This is a genomic window from Dyadobacter crusticola DSM 16708 (assembly GCF_000701505.1).
GTDB classification, from domain to species: Bacteria; Bacteroidota; Bacteroidia; order Cytophagales; family Spirosomataceae; genus Dyadobacter; species Dyadobacter crusticola.
Genome location: NZ_JNJB01000007.1, coordinates 1 through 23,291 on the forward strand (window position 1 = coordinate 1; position 23,291 = coordinate 23,291).

A 23,291-nucleotide genomic window follows, 5' to 3' on the forward strand; every position below is an offset into this window, starting at 1 on the left:
CCAGACTGCGCGCCCCGTCCCGCGCGGAGAAGTTGAGCCGCGGGTGTCTAGCCCAGAACCGCCGATGATACTTGGCCTGTTCGGCACGGATCAAACCTGGCAAAGTAGGTCGGGCCGCGCAGGTAGTCGTCACAATACCATTACTAAAAAGCCTTGCAGAAATGTAAGGCTTTTTTTATGCCTGAGACCTTACATTTTTCGGTTACTTCCTCCTAATTGCGCGGCGCGGAGCAGAGAGGGTATGCGGGGGCTCCGATCGAAGATACTTGCACGTGGACACTCATACATTAACAGGAACTACTTGATCGCGCTAAAATACCTGCGATATAGCGCCAATACCTACGCACTAGTCCTGGTAGGCAGTTAAAATTATTATCATCAGTAAAACACACCTGCACCACTTGCTCTGATATTTTTACAAAATTTTTGATACAAACTGTTTTTATTTATATTTGCTGACCTGAATACATAAGATTTCCAGAGGATGAAAACATTGAATACTATATGGTGGTGGCGTGCACGTCTTAACAAGATGGACGAGTAGGCTATTGTATGGTATAAAGATATACTTCCAAACGGCTCGTTGTTCATCTGACATCGAGCCGTTTTTTTATGCACTTTTCAAAATATCACCTCATGAACACCCAAGAAAGGAAGTACCTGATTACAACTCGTTTTAAAAAGCTATTGGCTGACACTCTTACTCCTGTGTCCATTTACTTGAAATTGAGAGATCGTTTTGTAAATACAATCTTACTGGAAAGCTCAGATTACCACGGGAACGAAAACTCATTTACCTATATATGCTGTGATCCGGTAGCTTTCTTCAAGCTGAATTCAGGCGTAGTAACTCAGCAATTCCCGGATGGCGAATCTATCAGCTACGCTCTTTCCAAGCCCAAAGACGCGATCAAGTCGCTATACACTTTTGCGCAGAGCTTCCAGTCTGAGAAGTCCATTTTTCCCTTCATAACGAATGGGCTCTTCGGTCACATGACCTATGATGCAGTAACTTACTTTGAAGATATCGCAATACAGCCAGCAAGCCCGGAAACCGCAATTGATCAAATTTTCTATCAGGTGTACAGATATGTTATCGCTATCAATCATTTCAAAAATGAGCTTTACATATTTGAGCATCAGTATGGAAGCGAGGTGGATGACAATGGTTTTGAGCAGATTGAGATTCTAATAAAGAACAGGAATTTCCCTAAATATGGCTTTTCGACTGCCTCTGACGAGACTTCCAATGTTACAGATAACGAGATGCGCACCGTAATTCAAAAAGGAATCGATCATTGTCTTCGCGGTGACGTATTTCAAATTGTACCTTCCAGAAGATTCAGCCACGCGTTCCAAGGAGATGAATTTAACGTTTACAGAGCTCTTAGATCTATTAATCCTTCTCCATATCTCTTCTATTTTGATTATGGTAGCTACAAGATTTTCGGTTCTTCTCCTGAAAAACAAATTTTTATAAAAAATGGTCAGGCAGAAATTCATCCTATCGCTGGTACTTTCAAGAGAACCGGAGATGATTTAGCCGATGCAGAAGCTGCACAGCAACTTTTGAATGACCCAAAAGAGACTGCAGAGCACGTAATGCTTGTAGATCTTGCAAGAAATGATCTTAGCAGGAGCTGTGACGAAGTGAAAGTTACCAATTACAAGGAAGTTCAGTACTACTCTCACGTGATCCACTTAGTATCCAAAGTGGTGGGCAAGATGAAGAAAGATGTTAACCCGCTACAATTAGTTGCGGATACTTTCCCCGCAGGAACATTATCCGGCGCGCCAAAGCATAATGCAATGAAGCTGATTGACCAAATGGAAAGCAGCAACCGTAGCATTTACGGCGGAGCAATCGGTTTTATGGATTTCAACGGCGACTTCAACCACGCAATTGCGATCAGAACATTCTTGAGCAAGGATAATACACTATTTTTCAGAGCAGGAATGGGAGTTGTTGCCAAGTCAGACGTGGAAAGTGAGTTGCAGGAGATCAATAACAAGCTAGCTGCTCTCCGGCAAGCAATTAAGGTTGCTCAGGAAATCTAGGATCAGAGCAAGGATCGACGAATTGTTCCTCGACCCTGAAGTAAATACATAATATATTTGACGCGATCATAAAATGAAAATTCTGGTTCTCGATAATTACGACTCATTCACATACAACCTGGTATATATTCTTCGTGAGCTGCACGATCAGGTTGATATTTTCCGGAACGACAAGATCAGCCTCGAAGAAGTATCGGAGTATGACAAAATTCTGCTTTCTCCGGGTCCAGGCATACCATCCGAAGCCGGCATTATGCATGAACTTATTCGCGAGTTGGGGCCCAGCAAGAGCATATTAGGCGTTTGTTTGGGTCATCAGGGCATTGGTGAAGTTTATGGCGCTACACTCGAAAACATGACAGATGTACTTCATGGAATCAGCGATACCGCCATTGTTACTGATAGCAGCGAAAGGATCTTCAAAGGGCTTCCGACTGAGATAAAAGTTGGGAGATATCACTCCTGGACGGTCATTCCGGAATCCTTTACTGACGACTTGACAATTACCGCAGTTGATGAAAAAGGACGGGTAATGGGACTGTCACATAAGAAATTTGATGTTAAAGGTGTTCAGTTCCACCCTGAGTCTGTACTAACAGAGCACGGGAAGGAAATGCTTGAAAACTGGTTGAAAATTTAAGAAACCCTCTGAGTCCAACTCTCAATACGAAGTTATAGTTAGCATGAAAAATATTCTTAGTCACCTGTTTGAGTACAAAGTGCTTAGCAAGGAGCAGGCAAAAGATGTGTTATTAGGAATTAGTACCGGTAGATATTCAAACTCTGAAATAGCATCATTCCTGACCATTTACGCGATGCGCAGCATTACCGTCGAAGAGCTGGAAGGTTTCAGGGATGCAATGCTCGAACTTTGTCTTTCTGTTGACCTCTCTGCTTATGATCCTATTGACGTTTGTGGGACTGGAGGCGATGGCAAGGATACATTCAACATTTCAACTTTGTCATGCTTTGTTGTCGCCGGTGCCGGGCAAAAGGTGGCCAAGCACGGTAATCACGGAGTCTCTTCGCTTTGCGGCTCATCGACGGTGCTGGAATATCTCGGAGCTACATTCACAAACGACAAAGGATATCTGGAAAAAAAGATATCGGAGGCAGGTGTTTGCTTTCTTCACGCCCCTCTTTTTCATCCCGCAATGAAAAATGTTGCGCCAATCCGCCGGGAGCTTGGGATCAAAACTTTCTTCAATATGCTGGGGCCAATGGTCAATCCAGTATCTCCCAAAAAACAGCTTGTAGGGGTGTTTAGTCTTGAATTAGCCCGGCTTTTTGCTTATCTTTACCAACAAACGGACAAGAAATTTTTAGTTCTTCACGCGTTAGACGGATACGACGAAGTGTCATTAACAGGCTCTTTTAAAGTCATCACCGCTCAGTATGAGCAGATCCTTTCCCCCTCTGATTTAGGGTTACAAACTTTGCGCGCACAGGATTTATCCGGTGGCCAGACTGTTAAGGAATCTGCCGAAATTTTCATGAATGTTTTGAATGATAATGCGACGCCTTCCCAGAAGCAGGCCGTTATCGCGAATGCAGCATTAGCCTTGCATTGCGGTAACCCTGATCTGGCGTTGATCGACGCCGTGGCGGCTGCTCGTGAATCTTTGGAGAGTAAAAAGGCGTTATATAGTTTTAAAAAGCTGGTTGAAGCTTAGCGACTGCTAGTTTCAGGCACAAATTCAGAGTTATCAGACCCTTAGATGAATATTTTAGAGAAAATAATTGCCCGTAAAAAGATCGAAGTACTCGAATCAAAGAAAGAGAAGTCCTTCTCTAATCTTGAAAAGGAGATTTATTTCTCTAAATCCACCCATTCTTTGGCGAACGCATTGATAGCGGCAACACACCCGCAGATGATATCTGAATTTAAAAGAAAATCTCCTTCAAAAGGCATTATAAATGATCAGGTAAGTCCGGAGATTGTAACGCGCGATTATGTCAATGCAGGCGCCGTGGCACTTTCTGTACTGACGGACATTGATTTCTTCGGCGGATCTTTCAGCGATTTTTCGAAAGCGCGCGAAGCTAATCCTTCCATTCCAATGCTGCGCAAGGACTTTATAATCGACGAATACCAGCTTTTTGAAGCAAAAGCGATCGGCGCAGATGTGATCCTTTTAATTGCAGCTTGCCTGAGCCCGGAGGAAGTCACTTTTTTAAGCCACAGAGCACACGAACTGGGCCTAGAAGTGTTGTTGGAAGTACACAATGAAAAAGAGCTGCTTGAAACGATCTGCGACAATGTTGACATAGTAGGTGTGAACAACCGGAATTTGAAGACATTTGAAACTTCCATTGAAACGTCTGTCGCATTAAGCAGCATTATTCCCGAATCTTTCGTCAAGATTTCAGAAAGTGGCTTGAAAGATGCCGATACGATAGTCAGGTTATACCAACACGGCTATAAAGGCTTTTTGATTGGTGAAACATTTATGAAAACCGCAGATCCTGGCGCCGCACTAGCAGATTTGCAAAAAGAACTAACTCAACATAGCAATCTAAATCCCCTGTTTCTATGAAAATTAAAGTTTGCGGATTACGCCAGCAAAGCAACATTGAAGAGGTGGTGGCCCTTAAACCTAACTTTATCGGATTCATCTTTTACGAAAAATCTCCTCGCTTTGTTGGTGAAGAAATCAGTGAAGAATATATAAAGAGCATTCCTCAGAGTATCAAGAAAGTAGGCGTTTTTGTGAATGCAAGTCCAGGCCACATTCTGAATATGGTCAAGAAATACGATCTGCAGTATGCACAGCTTCATGGAAACGAAATGCCGGATATTTGCCGCAGCATCCGTCAAAAGGGCGTGAGCGTGATCAAAGCTTTCTCGATCAATGAGCAGTTTAACTTTGCAATGCTCAATAATTACAAATCTTTCTGCGATCTCTTTCTGTTTGATACTGCTGGGGCCAATCCTGGTGGAAACGGAACATCGTTTGACTGGAACCTGCTAAGAAAATACGATAACGAAAAGCCTTTCCTCTTAAGCGGAGGTGTGGGACTGGATAACATAGAAGAGATTATTGAATTGTCCAAAACGCTGCCCATTTACGGAATCGACGTAAATAGCAAGTTTGAAACAGAGCCTGGTATCAAAGACATATCCAAGTTGCAGGAGTTGTTTGATTTGATCCGAATCAAAGAAAAAGAGGAAGCTGAAGCCTAAATTTTATGGAAGATATAGCAGAGAAGACGTCTTATCAGGTAGATAAAAATGGTTATTACGGAAAGTTCGGAGGTGCATTCATTCCTGAAATGCTGTATCCGAATGTAGAGGAGTTGCGGGAAAATTATTTACAGATAATTGATGATCCTTCCTTCCAAAGAGCTTACAGCGATTTACTGCGCGACTATGTAGGCCGGCCAACACCGCTTTACAGGGCTAACCGTCTTTCAGAGAAATATCAGACTAACATATTCCTTAAACGGGAAGATCTGTGCCACACAGGAGCTCACAAGGTTAACAATACCATCGGCCAGATATTAATGGCCCAGCGACTTGGAAAAAAGCGCATCGTCGCTGAAACCGGCGCTGGTCAGCATGGTGTAGCGACTGCTACGGTTTGCGCTTTGATGGACCTGGAATGCATTGTCTACATGGGAGAGCTGGACATTGAGCGCCAGGCACCTAATGTTGCACGGATGAAAATGCTTGGCGCTGAGGTAAGACCAGCAACCTGTGGTTCGAGGACATTGAAAGACGCTACCAACGAAGCAATGCGCCACTGGATCAATAATCCGGTCGATACACATTACATCATCGGTTCGGTAGTAGGTCCTCATCCTTATCCGGATATGGTGGCTCGTTTTCAGTCTATTATTTCGGAAGAAATCAAATGGCAGCTGAAAGCACACATTGGCAAAGAAAATCCTGATTATGTAGTCGCTTGCGTAGGCGGCGGCAGCAATGCAGCCGGCGCATTCTACCACTTCCTCGGCAATGAAGATGTGAAGCTAGTAGCAGTAGAGGCCGCAGGAATGGGGATTTCTTCAGGACATTCCGCAGCTACCACTGCGCTGGGTAAGCCGGGCGTGCTACACGGAAGCAGGACTATTTTAATGCAAACTGACGACGGCCAGGTAGTGGAGCCATTCTCCATCTCAGCCGGTTTGGATTACCCGGGTATCGGACCGCAGCACGCATACCTTTATGATAGCGGCAGAGGAATATTCTTGTCTGCTACCGACGAAGAGGCCGTGCAAGCCGCATTTGAACTAACTCGCCTGGAAGGCATTATTCCTGCACTGGAATCGTCTCACGCGCTGGCTATACTGGGCAGGCTGGGCGCTACAAAAAATGAAACAGTAGTACTTAATCTTTCGGGAAGAGGCGACAAGGACATGGGTACTTACATGAAATACATCGATTGATCTCACCTAAATATACCGTCTATGGCTACATTAACGCTACCCGAAGTTTTTGATTTAAGGTTAAAAATTAAGGAGTTAGAAGAAAAAATCAATTCCGGAGAGTTGTCTTTGTTCGAAAGATGTGATTATGAAGACGAAGTACTCGGACTTAAAGAAAGGCTGGGAGAATTTGACCGTTTGAAATTCAGCGATGAAGGTGAATGCCTCAACTGCTCTGCGTAGCCAAATGCATTACCATTTTATATTATCTAAACTCAAAACAATGAATTTCAAGCAGATTTTATTCGCATGCATGTTCCTTCTCGGATCAGCTACATTTGTTTCCGCCCAAACCACAACTTCTAAGAAAATGCTACGTCACGTTGTTCTCTTCAAATTCAAAGATTCAGCAACTCCCGCTCAGGTGAAAGAAGTTGAAGATGCATTCAGGGCGCTTCCTTCCAAAATCAAAGAGATCAAAGGACTGGAATGGGGTACCAACAATAGTCCCGAAGGTTTGTCACAAGGCTTTACACACGTGTTTTTCGTAACATTTGACAGCGAAGCAGGTCGCGAAGTATACCTCCCGCATCCTGATCACAAAGCTTTCGGCAAAGTCCTGGGCCCGCACCTCGACAAAGTATTGGTAGTAGATTACTGGGTAAAAGAATGAACCGGATTACAGCACTTTTTCAGCAGGAACAGCCAAATGGTGACGGACTGTTGAATGTATATTTCACAGCAGGTTTCCCTGAACTGAACGATACCATGCGTGTTCTGCAGGCATTGCAGGACGGAGGCGTTGATTTAGTTGAGATAGGAATGCCTTATTCCGATCCTGTTGCCGATGGTGAAACCATTCAAAAAAGCAATGACCGAGCGCTGGAAAACGGCATGTCTGTCAGGATTCTTTTTGATTCGCTCAAAAATATGCGGGAGAAGATTACCGTGCCTGTTCTCTTAATGGGCTATGTCAATCCTGTTTTGCAGTATGGAGTAGAGAATTTCTGCCGCTCTTGCGCCGAAGTAGGTGTAGACGGGCTAATTTTGCCCGATATGCCAATGGATGTTTATTTGAATGAATACAAGTCCATTTTCGATTCCTATGGTTTGTTAAATATCTTTTTGATTACTCCGCAAACCTCAGAATCGCGCATAAGACAAATTGATGAGCTGAGCGAAGGTTTCATCTACACTGTTTCTTCTGCAAGCGTCACGGGTTCAAAATCGGGCGTTAGCGCGGATATGGAATCATATTTCAGCAGACTGAATGCAATGAACCTGCGCAATCCCAGACTAATCGGTTTCGGTATCCAGGATAACGCTACATTCCGAAAGGCTTCGAGCCAGGCAGCCGGTGCTATTATAGGAAGTGCATTTATCCGTGTTTTGCAAAATTCAACCGATCTGGAGAAGGATATCAAGTCTTTTGTGAGATCAATTAAGAATTCCCCTGAGGCTGTTGAAGTCTAGCCAGCGGTCAATTTGAATTATCTTCAGGCATCAATTTTATACAAACAACTCTTGACGGGTTGTTTGTTTTTTTATCTAAAAAACTGGTGCACATGAAATTAAAATTCCTTTTCAGCTTCCTGCTACTTCTCAGTTCCATTCAGCTGTATGCACAGCTCAAAATGGATATCGAGGGCGGACTTGTACTGGGTACAAGCTACAATAAAGTCAGAATTCCCAATGCAGGAGGAACTACCGTAAACCTGGCAGAAGATCTGAGTATCAATCCAAAGATTTTTTATCGGATCAGAGCCGGCTACACCATTGCAAAAAGGCACAACGTATCACTTCTATTCGCGCCGCTTACAGTCACTTACCAGGGCGATTTTGACAGAAATATCAACTTCAACAACACGGTATTCCTGGCTGAGCAGCCTGTAAAGGTGCATTATAAATTCAATTCTTACCGCCTGACCTATCGCTACGATATCATTTCACGGGCACGGGCGCAGGTAGGAGTGGGGCTTACCGCCAAAATCAGGGACGCGGATGTGCGGTTTAAAAGTGAGTCTGCAGACACACACTTTGACAATCTCGGGTTTGTTCCGCTTGTCAATTTCTATGTTGCATTGAAACCGTCTTATCGCTGGTCTGTGATCCTGGAAGGTGATGCGCTTGCGTCGAAACAGGGCCGCGCAGAGGATATATTTGCAGGTGTAGCTTACCAGGTCAACACGAAGCTGGGCATTAAGCTAGGTTACCGCGTTGTGGAAGGCGGTGCTGATGTAGATGACGTTTACAATTTCAACTGGATCAATTACGCCTCAGCCGGACTACTATTTACGTTATAATATCCCGGTAATTCACTATATTTCTTCGTTTAAAGAATATGCAGGATCCTGGTAATTTTTGCCTCCTGCATACGTTATACATTCCACAGTTATAACGAGATAGATATGGCACCTTTCACTCCGGCAATGGAAGGCCTGTTGCTGCGCATTCAGGAATACCGTCAAAAATATTATCAAAATCAGTTACTGAAAGGCATCATCTTCTCGCTGGGTCTTTTGCTCACTGTCTTTTTATTTTTCAATACCATCGAATACTTCGGGCGATTTAGTTCGCTCGTCAGAGGAATGCTGTTCTTCGGCTTTCTTGCTGTGCTTGTATTCTCTGTATTTCAATGGGTTATTCAGCCGCTGATTCATTTATCGGGGTTGAGAAAACCTATTTCTGATGAGGATGCTGCATTGCAGATCGGGCAGTATTTCCCGGAAATCGGCGACAAACTGGTGAATACTTTGCAGTTACGGAGCTTATCAGGAAGCCAGTCAGACCTGATTGAGGCGAGTATCAGGCAGAAATCCAATCAACTGCTCATTGTCCGTTTTTCAGATGCAATACGCTTCAATGAGAATAGAAAACGGATCAAATACGCGATATATCCGCTTGCTGCAATTGCGGTAATTTTGTTGTTTAATCCCGCATTCTTCTCTTCCAGCTCTGAGCGGATTATTCATTTTCAGAAAAACTACACTTACGCGCCGTTTTCATTTGTTCTTCAAAACAAAGATCTGAAAGCATTCCGGAATGAGGATTTTACATTAAAACTAAAACTCGAAGGTGAAGCACTGCCGGAAGCTGTTTACCTGGTACAAAACGGATCACGTTTTAAACTGACTTCAGAGGGAAATCGCTCTTTTGCATATACCTTCAAGAATTTGCAACGCGATGTAACTTTCTCTTTCGACGCAGCGGGCTTTGCTTCTGATGAATATCGCATTGACGTAAACGAGCGGCCGTCGTTGTTATCCTTCGATGTAAATCTGCATTACCCGGCTTACCTGAACAAACCGTCCGAAGGCTTGAATAATGTTGGGAATTTGTCAGTTCCGGAGGGTACTACCATTGAATGGGACTTTAATACCTCCTCAACGAATTCGCTTGCAATCAAATTTGAAAACGATTCGGCTCTGTACCAAGCCAAAGAAAGCAGCGGTGAGCATTTTCAAATCCGTAAGTCTGTCCGCAGATCCGCACAATATCAGGTAAGTCTGAAAAACGAGGAGACAACCAATGCAGACAAGATCGGCTACTTCATAAATGTAATTCCTGATAAACACCCGATTCTGACCCTGGAAAACTTCCAGGATACTACGCTGTACAACTACCTCGTGCTCGGCGGCTCGATCAGTGACGATTACGGGTTTTCGCAGCTCAAAATGTTCTATATCGTAAACCGCTCAGGTCAGAAAGAAACATCTCAACCAAAAGGTATTCCCATTCCATTCAACAAAACGGTAAATACACAGAGCTTTTTCTTCCAGTGGTACGTAGACAGTCTGAAACTTGCGCCTGGTGACAAGATCGAGTACTACGCGCAGGTTTGGGACAACGACGGCATTAATGGTGCCAAAAGCGCGCGCTCGCGTTCCATTCAGTTTACTGTTCCTTCCAAAGATCAGCTCGAAGCTGAGATCAAAAAGTCGGAGCAGGAAACGGAGAACCAGATCCAGTCGGCGATGAAGAAGGCGCAGAATCTTCAAAAAGACATCGAGAACCTGGATAACCGGCTGAAAAGTAACAAGGAACTTGATTTCAAGGAGCAGAAGCAAATTGAAGAGGTACTGCGTAAGAGAGAAGAACTGATGAAAGAGTTGCAGGCTTTACAGGAGAAACATCAGAATTCGAATGAAAAATCGCGACAATTCAACCAGCAAAGTCCGGAGCTGCAAGCGAAGATCGAACAGCTGCAAAAGCTGATGAATGATTTAATGGACGAGAATACCGATAAGCTTTACAAAGACCTGAAAAAGCTTTTGGAACAAAAACAAAGCGAGCGAATGTCCAGCTTGATGGAGAAACTCAAAAACAAGGAGAACAACCTGGAAAAGGAACTGGAACGGACCATGAAGCTTTTCAAGCAAATGCAGCTCGAACAGAAAATGGAAAATCTGGTAGACAAACTCAATGATCTTGCCGAGAAAGAAAATATGCTCGCCGAAAAGACTGAGCAAAATGACAAGAACAAAAACGAGCAAGATAAAGCCGGCAAGAATGAAGATCTGAAGAAAGAGCAGGAGAAGATTCAGGAAGATTTCAAAAAAGCGCAGGATAATGCAAAGGATATAGAGAAGATGAGTGAGGAACTGGAAAAACCAGTCGATACCCAGCAGGACGCACAGAAAGAGGCCGCTCAGGAGATGGAGGAATCCAAGGAACAACTTGCCAAGCAGCAGAATAAAAAAGCCGCCAGTGCACAGAAAAAGGCCGCTGAATCGATGAAGAAAATGTCTAAGTCAATGGAGGAGTCAATGGAGGCGGCTGAAATGGAACAAATGCAGGAAAACATGGATGATCTTCGGGACATTCTGGAAAACCTCATTACGCTTTCGTTTGACCAGGAGGCATTGATGAAGGATTTCAAGGGTGTAAGCCTGCAAGATCCGCGGTTTGTCAAACTTGGTCAGCAACAGCTGAAACTGAAAGATGACGCTAAGATCGTAGAAGATAGCCTTTACTCCCTAGCTGGACGCGCGGAGCAGATCCAGGCATTTATCACCCGCGAACTGAACGACATGAAATCCTATATGGATGAAAGTGTGAAGAGCATTAAAGACAGACAAATCAATTCGGCCACATCGAAGCAGCAATCGGCGATGACTTCGATGAACAATCTTGCATTAATGCTCAGCGACGTTTTCAACCAGATGCAGCAGCAAATGGCCATGGCGATGCCGGGCTCAGGGAAAGGTAAGAAAGGAAAGCAAAAAGGCGACTCTCCGGGAATGGGGGAAATGCAGGAGAAACTGAATGGACAGATCAAGCAACTTGGCGAAGGTAAGGAGGGGCAGGGTAGCAGCTCCGAGAAGCTCGCGCGAATGGCGGCTGAGCAGGCAGCAATCCGTAAGATGATCCAGGACCTGATGGAATCTCAGAAAGGCTCGGAAGTTGGAAAGCAGATGAGCAAGGAATTGCAGGAGATTGCTGACAAGATGGATGAGACCGAGACTGACCTTGTGAACAAACGCATTACTCCGGAACTGATCAAGCGCAACCAGGAAATCACGACGCGGCTACTTGAATCTGAAAAGGCGATGAAGGAGCAGGATGAAGACGAGCAACGCAAGGCGCAAAGTGCAAAGCAACAACCGCGACAGCCACCGGCCGCATTTGAGAAATACATTCGGGAGAAGGAAAAGCAAACAGAATTGCTGCGTACCATTCCCCCTACATTCTCTCCATTTTACAAAAGAGAGGTGGATACTTACTTCCGCAAATACCAGGCGAAGAACTGATCATACCCTGTTCTTGTTGAACCAGCAGACAAAGGTTTTAACACGTTTTAAGAAAACGTTGATGACAACCGGAGCCTGCTGGTTCTTTTGTTATAAATATCCTTGCTATTTTTGTAAAATATTTATCATCAAATCTTTACGTCGAAGCGGGTAACCGGTCTGCCGGTTGCATTTGACAAAGTTCCCTAAAAAGCATGCTGAATTTCTTCTCCGAAGATGTTGAATTCAACCTTCCTCGCGCTCTTAAAACCAAAAAATGGCTAAAAGCTGCCTCAGAATCAGAGGGTTACGAAATAGTTGAGTTGAATTACATTTTTTGCTCTGACGATTACCTGCTGGAAATCAATAAAGAGTACCTTGACCACGATTATTATACGGACATTATCACGTTTGATAACAGTGAAGAAGAGAAGCAACTGGAAGGTGACATATACATCAGCCTGGACAGAGTGCGGGACAATGCAGAAACGTTCCAAGTGGATTTTGAAACGGAACTAAGGCGCGTACTGGTGCACGGATTGCTGCATTTGGCGGGCTATGGCGACTCCAATGATGAAGAGAAGGCTTTGATGAGGGAGAAGGAAAATCAACATCTTACACGCTTCTAATTAAATTTCCACGTGGAACACTTTAACTAAAGTGGTTTAACAAGAATACAAATTATGTTTCCAGAATATGATGTGATAGTAGTAGGAGCGGGGCATGCGGGCTGTGAAGCTGCTGCTGCTGCGGCTACGATGGGATCCAAGGTACTACTGATCACAATGAACATGCACACCATTGCTCAGATGTCCTGCAACCCTGCAATGGGCGGCGTGGCGAAGGGTCAGATCGTTCGCGAGATTGACGCTTTGGGTGGACAGTCGGGGATCGTGAGTGATAAAACCATGATCCAGTTTCGAATGCTGAATCTCTCCAAAGGCCCTGCCATGTGGAGTCCACGGTGCCAAAGCGATCGCGCTCTTTTTGCAACTGAATGGAGGAACATTCTCGAAAATAATCCGAATGTAGATTTCTGGCAAGACACAGCGAAGGAACTGCTAATCGAAGATGGTACTGCGCGCGGAGTAAAAACAAGTCTTGGGATTGAGATAAGATCCAAATCAGTTGTACTGACCAATGGAACATTCCTGAATGGGCTGATCCATATTGGTGAAAAGAACTTCGGCGGCGGACGAACAGGGGAGAAGTCGGCTACCGGACTTACTGAACAACTTGTCCAACTCGGATTCGAGGCCGGACGGATGAAAACCGGAACACCGCCACGTGTTGACGGCCGCTCTCTGGATTATTCCAAAATGGAAGAGCAACCTGGGGACGAAAAACCTGCGAAATTTTCTTACACGGATACCAAGCCTCTTGCCAAACAAAGAAGCTGCTGGATTACCTATACCAATCAGGAAGTACACGACATTCTGAAAACCGGCTTTGAGAAATCACCGATGTTTTCAGGTCGGATCAAAGGATTGGGACCAAGGTACTGTCCGTCTGTCGAGGATAAGATCAATCGTTTTGCTGACAAAGACAGGCACCAGATTTTCGTGGAGCCGGAAGGTTGGGATACTGTGGAGGTGTACGTAAATGGCTTCTCAACTTCATTGCCGGAAGATGTACAATATGCCGCATTGCGGAAGATCCCGGGCTTTGAGAATGCCAAAATGTTCCGTCCGGGCTACGCGATCGAATACGACTATTTCCCGCCAACACAGCTGAAATCAACCCTTGAAACACACCTGATCAAGAACCTGTTTTTCGCAGGTCAGATTAACGGAACAACAGGTTATGAAGAAGCCGCTTGCCAAGGCTTAATGGCGGGTATTAATGCACATCAGAATGTGCACGAGCTAGAACCATTTATCCTGAAAAGGTCCGAAGCCTACATAGGAGTTCTCATCGACGACCTGATCAACAAAGGCACAGAAGAACCCTACCGTATGTTTACTTCCCGCGCTGAGTACCGCACATTGCTCCGCCAGGACAATGCCGATATCAGATTAACTCAGAAAGGGTATGAGATAGGTTTGGCGAGTCAGGAAAGGTTTGATGCGGTACAGAAAAAACGACAAGAAGTAGCAGCGATTATCTCTACGCTTTCTTCCAACAAGATCAATCCTGAGGATATCAATGATACACTCGAGTCGCTCGGTACGGCGCAGCTCAGAGAGAAGGTAGCCGTTGCGCAGCTTCTCAAACGTCCTCAGATATCCATTGAAAAGCTGGCAGAATACAGTCCGATCATTGCTGATCTGATTAAGGAATTCAGCATTGAATCTGTTCAGCAAGCCGAGATTAATCTCAAATATGATAGCTATATCGAGAAGGAAATGCTGCTTGTTGAAAAGATGAACAAACTTGAAAACCTGAACATCATTGAAAATTTCAACTATGATATCGTAACCTCATTGTCCTTTGAAGGCCGGGAAAAGCTGAAACGTACCCGTCCCGCCACCATCGGCCAAGCTTCCCGGATCAGCGGCGTGAGCCCCTCGGATATATCTGTTTTAATGCTATTCATTGGTAGATAATTGGAAACTTTAAAGAATTGCCCTGTTTGTAAGAATACAACATTTCGGGACCACTTAACAGTAGTGGATTACACCGTATCAAAAGATCAATTTCAAATCCAGGAATGTGAATCTTGCCACTTTCTCTTTACAAATCCACGGCCGGCAGAGCAGGAGATAGGAGCTTATTATCAGTCTCAGGAGTATATCTCCCATCATGATGATTCAAAAGATCTGATGAGCCGGGTTTATACATCAGTTCGGGACTATACCATTCAGCAAAAGATTAAGTTGATCAACAAACATTCTCCGCAGAAAGGTACATTGCTAGATATAGGTTGCGGCACTGGCGCATTTGCCAAATCCATTCAGGAAGACGGCTGGCAGGTATTTGGAACGGAGCCAGATTCAGGAGCCAGAAAAGTTGCAACAGATAGAGTAGGAGGGACTGTTTTCACAGACGTATTTCAACCAGAACTGACTGCAAAGAAATTCGATACCATCACGATGTGGCACGTTCTGGAACACGTTCACAAGTTGAATGAAACGATCAGTTGGCTTACTGAACATCTTAACCCAACAGGACTGCTTGTGATCGCTGTGCCAAACCCTGAGTCTTATGATGCACAGAAATACAAGCATCAATGGGCGGCTTATGATGTACCCCGGCATTTGTACCATTTCACAAAACACAGCATGGAATTGCTCATGGATAAGCATGGGATGGAGGTAAAAGAGACACTTCCAATGTGGTTTGATTCGTTTTACGTAAGCATGCTCAGCACGAAATATCAGAAACAAAAAATTGACCTCATAGATAGTGTGATTACGGGTCTCACTTCCAATTGGAAAGCGAGAACGTCTTTGGAAAAAGCAATAAACACTTCGAGCATTATTTACCTTATCAAAAAGAAATAACTTCTAAACACATTGACTCAGCCCCTGTACCACCCATGTACCGGGGCTTTTTAAATACAAAATGATATGATCCGGACCATTCTGTTTGCCTTGCTTTTACTCTTTTTATTCGATCGTTGCGCCCAGCAGGTTGCACCCACAGGAGGTAAGAAAGATTCCATTCCGCCTAATCTGATCGAGAGTAACCCAGTTAACAAAACGCTAAACTTCAAAGGGAAAAAAGTCGAGCTCTTCTTCGATGAATACGTGGTGGTGGATAACATCAATCAGAAGCTGGTGATTACTCCGGAGGCAGACAACCCGTACTCTTACAAGCAGAACGGAACGTCAGTATTGCTTACGTTCAAAAACGACTTCAAAGACAGTACCACATTCACATTGAATTTTGGGGATGCTATCAAAGATTTTGCTGAAAAAAACCCGGCAAAAAACCTGAAAATAGTCTTCAGTACCGGCTCTTCACTGGACTCCGGGCGCGTATACGGGACGATTAAAGACATACAAACAAACAAGCCGATCTTCGATGCCCTGGTGGGACTTTACAACATAAGTGACACACTGGATATCGCGAAACAAAAGCCGTATTACTTCTCCAGAACGGATAGTAGCGGCGTTTTTTCCATTGAAAATATTCAAACCAGAACTTTCAAATTGATAGCTATCGACGACAAAAACAGGAACATGCTATATAATGCGAAAGACGAGCGAATGGGGTTTTGGAATGATAATGTAAACGTTGGGGTGGATTCAGCTTCGTACAATATCTTAATGTACCTGTCCGACAATACACCATTGAAAATCCAGAGAACCACACCGAGGGTCAATAATTATGCAGTGATTTTTAGCAAAGCCATTGAAAAAGTACAGGTGACATTCATGAACAAGGATACCCTTCCATATTTACTGGAATCAGGTACTTCTCTCAAATTCTTCAATGTTGAGCCACATCCAGACTCTACATTAGTAAAGTTAATGGCTACGGATTCACTGGGTACAACTACCGAATTCGAACAAAAAATTGCATTTCAGCAACAGCGAGGCAAGGAGAGGCAAAGAGATCCTTTTTCACTCACTACATTGCCAGAGTCAAACAAGCCACTTGAAAACACATTCAGTTACCAACTAATCCTGAATAAGCCCGTTAGGATTTTAGACGACAGCAAAATCACACTGATTACCGACAGCTTGTCTCACGAGCCATTGAGCTCATTTAAATGGAGTTGGAACGCCAATCACAATATTGCCATGATCAATGCAAAATCTTTTGCTAAAGACTCCATTAAATGGGATATACCAAAAGGTTCAATCATCAGTGTTGAAGGCGATACACTACCCAGAATGTTCATCAAACACCCTGTTCTGAATGCAGAAGACTTCGGAATAGTAAGGGGCCGGGTGATCAACACTGATACTTCCAGTAATTATATTGTAGAGCTGGTGGATGAACAATACAAGCTGATTAGCCGCATTCAAAATACAACCTACAGTTTTCAGAATATCCCGCAAGGCAAGTACTTTTTGCGTGTTATAGTCGACAAAAACCGGAATCAGCGCTGGGATACCGGCGAGATGGCCAAAGGACGGCAGCCGGAGGCTATTTACTACATGCCGGACAAAGTGATTCTTAAAGCCAACTTCGAGCTAAATGACATTAATATCGTCCTTCCAAAATGAAAATTCCGAAAAGTTATCCCTAGAGTGTGGATAACTATGTTAATAAGCGTCAAAATTTGTTGGTAAGAGGTATGATTTTGTTGATAACTCTGTTAGTAACTCTAAAAAAGCGTTGATAAATAACGTCTCACTTACCTCCAGTGGATAAAACACAAGCTAACCTTGAGTTAACAGGCTGTTGATACACACTTGTTAATGTGGATTACTGAAATCAGAGAGTATAAACCACTTATCCACACTCGTTTCTCCGCTGAATATTGTTTACATTGTATTTCAGCTTTTTAGATGTGTACTTCTCACTGGAGTTATCCCCATTTAACTCTGTAGTTATTAACAAAATGTGGATAACTATGTTAATCTTAAGTGGACAAACGTTTTATCGACATATCCACAGCGCTAGAGGATAGTAGTAATTAAAAACAAAAAGTCTTTTTTTCTATTATGAAAAAGGTATGTGAGCTACTGATAATAGTTTTGATTATTGCGGCCGGAGCGGGAGCGGCGCGCGGCCAGAGCGAAAAAGAGATGGCAGAGGAGTACTTCAAAAACGGGGATTGTGCCAAAGCACTCACGTACTACAACAATCTTCTAAAAACTACTTTCGATAAAGCCGCACTCAAGAATTACACCAGTTGTGTAATCAAAACGAAAGACTGGGCTCCCGCCGAACAACTTTATAAAAAGCAGATCAAAGCGGACGCTCCCAATGCAAGCTGGTATTCCTTGTACTGGGCAATGATGCTGGAAGCGCAGGGGAAGCCGCAGGAGGCTTCTAAAAAGAATGAGCAGGTACTGATATCATCGGGCTCCCGAATTGAGCTTAAACGTGATTTAGCGGAGGAATTCCGGAACATCAGTCAGCCTGAATGGGCCAAAAACATTCTCCTGGAAGCGAGGGAATCCATTAAGCGCAGCGACATTTTTCAGCTGGAACTCGCAAGCGTTTACAGGGATCTAAATCAGCCTGAAAAGATGATTGATGAACTGCTATCTTATGGAATGCGATACCAGAACACGGAGGTGGTGCAGAATATGTTGCAGGATTTTACCAAAGACGAAAAGGAGCAAGCTTTGCTTGAAAAGGTACTTTATGATAAAATCCAGAAGTTTCCTAATGAAGGATTTTATAACGAATTGCTGATCTGGTATCAGATACAGAAAAAGGATTTCTACAAAGCTTTCATTCAGGAGAGAGCTTTGGACAAGCGTTTCAAGCACAATGGATCCAGACTTTATAACCTGGGAATGCTTGCCTTGCAAAATCTGGATTACCAGAATGCCGGAACCATATTCGACCATTTGGTAAAGGAATATCCAAAGGGGCAGCTTTATCCTGTCTCGCGTAGAATGGCGATTTTTGCGAGGGAAGAACAGGTCAAAAATACCTATCCCATTAAGCGTGGAGAAGTACAGAAATTGTTGGGTCAATATCAGCAGCTGGTGGATGAGCTCGGCGTAAATGTACGTACCATAGAGGCCCTCAGAAACATGGCGATCCTCTATGCATTCTATCTGGATGATTTCAAGAAAGCTACTGAAACACTTCAGTTGGCAATTGACGCAGGCAAGCAGGAAAAGAATTTTGTAGACAAATGCAAGCTTGACCTGGGCGATATATACCTGCTTCAGGGGGAACCCTGGGAGGCTACATTAGTATACTCGCAAGTAGAAAAATCGCAGAAGGATGACCTGCTTGGTTATGAGGCGAAGCTAAGAAATGCTAAACTTCATTATTTCAAAGGGGAGTTTGAACTCGCGAAGGCGGTTCTTGATATTTTGAAAAAAGCTACTTCCAGAGAAATTGCAAATGATGCGAACAACCTTTCGTTGCTTATTATGGACAATACCGGCTTAGACAGTACGGAAACTGCGATGAAGCGCTATTCAGCTGTGGAGCTGCAACTCTTTCAAAACAAAAAGTATGAAGCGATAGATTCCTTGAAGAGTCTGTATAAACAGTACGAAAGTCATAGTCTGACAGACGAGATCATTTGGCTTACCGCGAAAACTTACATTAAGCTTGACAGTAACCAACAGGCTCTGGAGAACCTGAAGTTATTATATACAAAATTTGGTCACGACATTTATGGTGACGATGCCTTGTTTACGATGGCGAAGCTCTATCAGGAAAAGTTGAATGACAAGGATCAGTCGATGAAGCTCTATCAGGAACTAATGGAAAAATATCCGGGTAGCATTTTTGTAGCTGAGTCGAGAAAACGTTTCCGGATCTTAAGAGGTGATGTGATCAATTGATAAAATAAGTAAAAAATGTAAAAGGGGTAAAAAGCACTGGCTTTTTACCCCTTTTACATTTGATTATTCCAGAGTCAGACCCGATTGGATGGCAATTATCAAAATCTCAGCCGGTACAAATCTGATGTTTTCTATACTAACTTATTCAACAGCAGCTCCTTAAACTCTACAAAATCAGAATTCATTTTGACTGAAACTTTTTCAATATGAAGCAATGATTCGAGTCTGGCTGGTATTTCGATGTTCTTTCCCAGAGTTTCTTCCACAAGATCAATAAATTTCGCAGGATGGGCAGTTGAAAGAAAAACGCCTGCAAAATCGCCCCCGGTTTCTCTCCGGTATTTCTGCAATCCCAAATAGGCAACAGCGGTGTGAGGACACATGACGTAATTTGTATTTTCATATACCGCCCGCATTGCCTCCCGCGTTTCTGCATCGTTGAAGAAAGCACCGGATATTTTTTCTGTGACAGATTTCCATTCGTCTCCAAAAAATCTTGTTAAACGAACAAAGTTGCTGGGGCTCCCGACATCCATTGCATTAGAGATTGTTTCTATGGACGGCTGAGGATCGTATATTCCGGAGGTAAGATATTTTGGAACTGCATTGTTCAGGTTAGTAGAGGCAACAAAATGTGAAACAGGCAGCCCCATTTTCAATGCGAGTACTCCTGCACTCAAATTGCCAAAATTGCCACTTGGTACTGAAAAAACTAGGGGCTTACCCAGCTTCTTCAATTGGGCGTAAGCTGAGAAAAAGTAAAATGATTGCGGAATCAGTCGCGCAATATTGATCGAGTTTGCAGAGGCCAGATTATAATGCTGCCTCAGTACCGGATCCAGGAAGGCTTCTTTTACCAACTTTTGGCAATCGTCAAAAGTGCCATTTACCTCAATTGCAGTGACGTTGTGGCCGAGGGTAGTCAACTGCTTTTCTTGTATCTCACTTACTTTTCCGCTCGGATACAGGATCGTGACGCTTATTCCGGGTACTTTATAAAATCCTTGCGCAACAGCGCCACCGGTATCTCCAGATGTTGCGACAAGAATCTTTATTTCCCGGTTTGATTTGAGAAGGAAATGCGACATAATTGCCGCCATAAACCTGGCACCAAAGTCTTTGAACGCCATTGAGGGCCCGTGAAAAAGCTCTAGAACGTAGTTGTCAGGTGTAATCTCCACAACCGGAGCTTCGAAATCGTAGGCATGTTCTATAATGTTTTCTAGTTCACTTCTGGTAATTTCGCCTTCGAACAAGATAGTCGCTACTTCAACAGCAATCTCCTTGAAAGAACGATTTTCGATGTCTGCCAGAAATTCGTCAGACAACTTTGGAATATAATCAGGCATATAGAGGCCGTTATCTGGCGGTAAGCTGTTAAAAATAGCTTCCTCCAGAGAGGCTTTCAGGGTGGCATTTTTCGTGCTGTGGAATATCATTTTAATAAAATCTGTTTCTTCGTTCGGCAGCGCGAATTTAGCTAAAATACCTGCGCTAAGCGATTTGAGATTTTAATATCAGGAAACCGATTGTACAACTGTTACTGTTATTGATAGCAAACCTTCGGGGAAATCTTGAAAAGAGTTTTGCAAATACTTTCATTTAACCATCTACAGACTATATACAATGTCCATAGGTATTTTTAATGTGCCGGCAGCTAAGAATGAGCCGGTTAAGAATTACGCTCCGGGAAGTCCTGAAAGAGCAGAACTAAAAAAAGCGCTGGAAGAGGCAAGATCAAAAGTGATCGCGATTCCACAATATATTGGCGCAGAGGAAATCTATTCAGAAAACAAAAAGAAAATAACACCGCCGCACGATCATCAGCACCTGCTGGGTTACTTTCATGAAGGGAATGCAGATGACGTTAACAAAGCTATTGTAGCAGCGTTGGAAGCCCGTACTGCGTGGGCGTCAATGAACTGGGAGCAGCGTGCCGCTATTTTTCTGAAAGCGGCAGATTTGATTGCTGGTCCTTACAGAGCAGAAATTAATGCAGCAACAATGCTCGGACAATCAAAAAATGCTTACCAGGCTGAGATTGATTCGGCATGTGAGATCATTGACTTTCTTCGACTCAATGTAAACTTCATGCGTGATATCTATGAAGAGCAGCCGATCTCATCAGACGGCGTCTGGAATCGTATGGAGTACCGGCCATTGGAAGGGTTTGTGTTCGCTATCACGCCATTTAACTTCACTGCTATTGCCGGTAATTTACCTGCCGCGCCTGCATTAATGGGAAATGTGGTGCTGTGGAAACCTGCATTTACCCAGGTTTACTCTGCAAATGTGCTGATGCGGGTTTTCAAGGAAGCGGGTTTGCCTGACGGTGTAATCAATATGATTCTGGTCGATGGACCGATTGCCGGGGACATAATTTTCAAGCATCGCGATTTTGCTGGTGTTCATTTTACTGGAAGTACCAAGGTATTTCAGAACATATGGAAAACTATCGGCGAGAATATAGGAGTGTACAAATCTTTTCCAAGGATTGTTGGTGAGACCGGAGGTAAAGATTTTGTGCTTGCTCATAAGTCCGCTGAACCGAAAGCACTTGCCACTGCGTTGGTCAGAGGCGCTTTTGAATACCAGGGACAAAAATGTTCAGCTGCTTCACGCGCATATATTCCGGCCAATTTGTGGGATGAGGTCAAAACTCTGATGTTGAAAGATCTTGCTGAGATTCGAATGGGCGGTGTTGAAGATTTTGGCAATTTCATTAATGCTGTGATAGATGAAAAATCTTTTGATAAAATCGTTTCCTATATAGAGGGAGTAAAGAGTGGTGAAGATGCTGAAATTATCGCAGGAGGAACGTTTGATAAATCCCGCGGCTATTTCGTTCAGCCAACTATCATTCATGCCTTCAAACCTGATTATATAACCATGTGTGAAGAAATTTTCGGTCCTGTACTGACGGTATACATATATAACGAAGGGGACTTTGAAGAAATCATCAAGGTAATTGATCAAACATCGCCTTATGCTTTGACCGGTGCTGTGTTTTCCAGAGATCGCTACGCTATTCAATATGCGACTGAGAACCTGGTTAATTCAGCCGGCAACTTCTATATCAATGATAAGCCGACAGGCGCGGTTGTAGGGCAACAACCCTTCGGCGGTGCTCGCGCCTCTGGTACAAATGACAAGGCTGGTTCGGTACTGAATCTGCTTCGGTGGGTTTCTCCCAGAGCCCTCAAAGAAACGTTGATTTCGCCTACGAGTTATAGGTATTCTTTCTTAGACGACGAGTAATTGTATGTAGCTCAGTTAAATTTTTGTTTATTAAAGAACTTCATAAAAATGTGAGTTTTTTTCTAGCTGAGTATTGCAACCGAAAATTCTTTTACTACCTTTGCAATCCCAATCGCAAACAGAGCAAGAGAAAAGAAGTTAAGAAAGCGCGATTGGCACTGTTCTTTGACATGATGAGATAGACCAAAAGAGTAAGAAAAACTCGTTTGAATAGAATTAAGCTACTATTAGTAGCACAACAAAATTTACAATGGAGAGTTTGATCCTGGCTCAGGATGAACGCTAGCGGCAGGCTTAATACATGCAAGGCGAAGGGGCAGCAATGTCACTGTCGTACGGGTGCGTAACGCGTATGCAACCTACCTTTTACTGGGGGATAGCCCGGGGAAACCCGGATTAATACCGCATACTACATTAAGGCCACCTGGTTTAAATGTGAAAGATTTATTGGTAAAAGATGGGCATGCGTTCGATTAGCTAGTTGGCAGGGTAACGGCCTACCAAG

The 23,291-nt window shown here is 43.7% G+C and carries 18 protein-coding genes and 1 other annotated feature (1 of these 19 running past the window's edge); of the genes, 17 read left to right on the plus strand and 1 reads right to left on the minus strand.

What is annotated here, in order from left to right; all coding sequences use genetic code 11:
• Positions 1-636 precede the first annotated feature (636 nt).
• The 16 genes from Q369_RS0110515 (at position 637) to Q369_RS0110590 (ending at position 19,528) form a co-directional block, all read left to right on the plus strand.
• Positions 637-2,058, plus strand: coding sequence for an anthranilate synthase component I family protein (locus tag Q369_RS0110515; RefSeq protein ID WP_031527768.1), 1,422 nt, complete (start codon positions 637-639; stop codon positions 2,056-2,058).
• Between the two features lie 73 nt (positions 2,059-2,131).
• Positions 2,132-2,698: an anthranilate synthase component II gene (locus Q369_RS0110520; RefSeq protein WP_031527769.1), complete on the plus strand. Its 567-nt coding sequence runs from the start codon at positions 2,132-2,134 to the stop codon at positions 2,696-2,698.
• A 43-nt stretch (positions 2,699-2,741) separates the two neighbouring features.
• Positions 2,742-3,731, plus strand: a complete 990-nt coding sequence (gene trpD / locus Q369_RS0110525; protein WP_031527770.1) for an anthranilate phosphoribosyltransferase — start codon at positions 2,742-2,744, stop codon at positions 3,729-3,731.
• A gap of 45 nt (positions 3,732-3,776) precedes the next feature.
• Entirely contained in the window at positions 3,777-4,595 is an 819-nt protein-coding gene (trpC, locus tag Q369_RS0110530; RefSeq protein WP_031527771.1) for an indole-3-glycerol phosphate synthase TrpC, read from the plus strand.
• Positions 4,592-5,242, plus strand: coding sequence for a phosphoribosylanthranilate isomerase (locus Q369_RS0110535; protein ID WP_031527772.1), 651 nt, complete (start codon positions 4,592-4,594; stop codon positions 5,240-5,242). Before trpC ends, Q369_RS0110535 begins: the two co-directional genes overlap by 4 nt.
• 5 nt (positions 5,243-5,247) lie before the next feature.
• Complete coding sequence (gene trpB, locus Q369_RS0110540) at positions 5,248-6,447, plus strand: tryptophan synthase subunit beta (RefSeq protein ID WP_031527773.1); 1,200 nt, start codon at positions 5,248-5,250, stop codon at positions 6,445-6,447.
• A gap of 21 nt (positions 6,448-6,468) precedes the next feature.
• Entirely contained in the window at positions 6,469-6,669 is a 201-nt protein-coding gene (locus Q369_RS0110545) for a hypothetical protein (RefSeq protein ID WP_031527774.1), read from the plus strand.
• Positions 6,670-6,739: 70 nt separating this feature from the next.
• The gene (locus Q369_RS0110550) at positions 6,740-7,099 is read left to right on the plus strand and encodes a Dabb family protein (RefSeq protein WP_031527775.1); all 360 of its coding nucleotides are present in this window, start codon (positions 6,740-6,742) and stop codon (positions 7,097-7,099) included.
• Entirely contained in the window at positions 7,096-7,899 is an 804-nt protein-coding gene (gene trpA, locus Q369_RS0110555; protein ID WP_031527776.1) for a tryptophan synthase subunit alpha, read from the plus strand. The genes Q369_RS0110550 and trpA overlap by 4 nt, the downstream gene beginning before the upstream one ends.
• A 92-nt stretch (positions 7,900-7,991) precedes the next feature.
• Positions 7,992-8,729: a porin family protein gene (locus Q369_RS0110560; protein ID WP_031527777.1), complete on the plus strand. Its 738-nt coding sequence runs from the start codon at positions 7,992-7,994 to the stop codon at positions 8,727-8,729.
• A gap of 126 nt (positions 8,730-8,855) precedes the next feature.
• A complete protein-coding gene (locus Q369_RS0110565) occupies positions 8,856-12,176 on the plus strand; it encodes a coiled-coil domain-containing protein (protein ID WP_031527778.1) in 3,321 nt (1,106 codons plus the stop codon).
• Between the two features lie 194 nt (positions 12,177-12,370).
• Positions 12,371-12,784, plus strand: coding sequence for an rRNA maturation RNase YbeY (ybeY, locus tag Q369_RS0110570; RefSeq protein ID WP_031527779.1), 414 nt, complete (start codon positions 12,371-12,373; stop codon positions 12,782-12,784).
• Between the two features lie 54 nt (positions 12,785-12,838).
• On the plus strand, positions 12,839-14,701 hold the full coding sequence (mnmG, locus tag Q369_RS0110575) for a tRNA uridine-5-carboxymethylaminomethyl(34) synthesis enzyme MnmG (RefSeq protein ID WP_031527780.1): 1,863 nt from the start codon (positions 12,839-12,841) through the stop codon (positions 14,699-14,701).
• Positions 14,702-14,764: 63 nt separating this feature from the next.
• Positions 14,765-15,598, plus strand: a complete 834-nt coding sequence (locus Q369_RS0110580; RefSeq protein WP_229206799.1) for a class I SAM-dependent methyltransferase — start codon at positions 14,765-14,767, stop codon at positions 15,596-15,598.
• Positions 15,599-15,664: 66 nt separating this feature from the next.
• The gene (locus tag Q369_RS0110585) at positions 15,665-17,272 is read left to right on the plus strand and encodes an Ig-like domain-containing domain (protein WP_031527782.1); all 1,608 of its coding nucleotides are present in this window, start codon (positions 15,665-15,667) and stop codon (positions 17,270-17,272) included.
• Positions 17,273-17,713: 441 nt separating this feature from the next.
• Positions 17,714-19,528: a tetratricopeptide repeat protein gene (locus tag Q369_RS0110590; RefSeq protein WP_229206800.1), complete on the plus strand. Its 1,815-nt coding sequence runs from the start codon at positions 17,714-17,716 to the stop codon at positions 19,526-19,528.
• A gap of 131 nt (positions 19,529-19,659) precedes the next feature.
• On the opposite strand, the gene thrC is transcribed toward Q369_RS0110590, so the two are convergent.
• Positions 19,660-20,967, minus strand: coding sequence for a threonine synthase (thrC, locus tag Q369_RS0110595; protein WP_031527784.1), 1,308 nt, complete (start codon positions 20,965-20,967; stop codon positions 19,660-19,662).
• Positions 20,968-21,154: 187 nt separating this feature from the next.
• Here thrC and pruA point away from each other — a divergent pair, with 187 nt between their 5' ends.
• Positions 21,155-22,786 carry an L-glutamate gamma-semialdehyde dehydrogenase gene (gene pruA / locus Q369_RS0110600; RefSeq protein ID WP_031527785.1) on the plus strand — a complete coding sequence of 544 codons (1,632 nt, stop codon included), beginning with the start codon at positions 21,155-21,157 and terminating at the stop codon, positions 22,784-22,786.
• 285 nt (positions 22,787-23,071) lie between these two features.
• Positions 23,072-23,291 (plus strand) — a sequence feature (16S ribosomal RNA rRNA prediction is too short) (it continues 121 nt past the right edge of the window).